Source organism: Pseudomonas sp. JL3 (assembly GCF_031570575.1).
Classification (GTDB): domain Bacteria; phylum Pseudomonadota; class Gammaproteobacteria; order Pseudomonadales; family Pseudomonadaceae; genus Aquipseudomonas; species Aquipseudomonas cucumis.
In genome coordinates this window covers 1-1427 of sequence record NZ_JAKWJK010000059.1, presented here as the reverse complement: position 1 = coordinate 1427, position 1427 = coordinate 1, and the positions used below count along the sequence as shown (strand labels likewise).

The following is a 1427-nucleotide window of genomic DNA, read 5'->3' as shown; positions in this document are numbered from 1 at the left end:
ACCGTGACCCTGTCGAACGGCGCCGTGATCACCATCGAAGCAGGCAAAACCACCGGCTCCGTGACCGTCGACGCACCAAAGGACGACGTCTATAAAGACGCAGGCACCGTTGAAGCGACGATCAAAGGCGCGACTGGCGGCAACTTCGAGAACCTGGTGCCTAGCGATACGCCTGCGGTGACCACCGTTAACGACACCATCGACACCAGCACTGTTTCGCTGAGTGCCACATCGAGCGTCGCCGAAGGCGGCACCGTGGTTTACACCGCATCCGTGACGTCGCCAGTCACCGGCTCGCCAGTCGTAGTGACCCTGTCCAACGGCCAGACCATCACCATTCCGGTCGGGTCGAGCAGTGCCAGCGTCAACTTCACTGCGCCGAACGATGCTTTGGCCGGCGGTGGTTCGCTGAGCGTCAAGATCGACGATGCCAAGGGCGGTAACTACGAGAAGCTGGACGTCGATGGCAAGTCGGCCGACACCTCGGTGACTGATACTCCGGAAACCACCACCCTCAGTTTGAGCGCAACCGACTCCGTGGCTGAAGGTGGCTCGATCGTTTACACCGCCACCCTGACCAACGCCGCCGGCACACCGGTCACCGTGACCCTGTCGAACGGCGCCGTGATCACCATCGAAGCAGGCAAAACCACCGGCTCCGTGACCGTCGACGCACCAAAGGACGACGTCTATAAAGACGCAGGCACCGTTGAAGCGACGATCAAAGGCGCGACTGGCGGCAACTTCGAGAACCTGGTGCCTAGCGATACGCCTGCGGTGACCACCGTTAACGACACCATCGACACCAGCACTGTTTCGCTGAGTGCCACATCGAGCGTCGCCGAAGGCGGCACCGTGGTTTACACCGCATCCGTGACGTCGCCAGTCACCGGCTCGCCAGTCGTAGTGACCCTGTCCAACGGCCAGACCATCACCATTCCGGTCGGGTCGAGCAGTGCCAGCGTCAACTTCACTGCGCCGAACGATGCTTTGGCCGGCGGTGGTTCGCTGAGCGTCAAGATCGACGATGCCAAGGGCGGTAACTACGAGAAGCTGGACGTCGATGGCAAGTCGGCCGACACCTCTGTGACTGAAACTCCGGAAACCACCACCCTCAGTTTGAGCGCAACCGACTCCGTGGCTGAAGGTGGCTCGATCGTTTACACCGCCACCCTGACCAACACCGCCGGGACTCCGGTCACCGTCACGCTGAGCAACGGCGCCGTGATCACCATCGCGGCCGGCGCCACCAGCGGCTCCGTGACCGTCGACGCGCCGAAGGACGATGTCTACAAAGACGCCGGCCAAGTTGAAGTAACCATCAAGGATGCCGCAGGCGGCAACTTTGAGAACCTGGTGACGGACCCGGCGGCTGCGGTCACCGATGTGACTGACACCCTCGACACTTCGACGGTCAATCTGACGGC

1 protein-coding gene is annotated in these 1427 nt (G+C 62.0%); it reads left to right on the top strand.

Annotated elements, in window-relative coordinates:
- The coding region (locus tag MMG91_RS28760; protein ID WP_405046576.1) for an immunoglobulin-like domain-containing protein at positions 1 to 1427 on the top strand (1427 nt) is incomplete at both ends.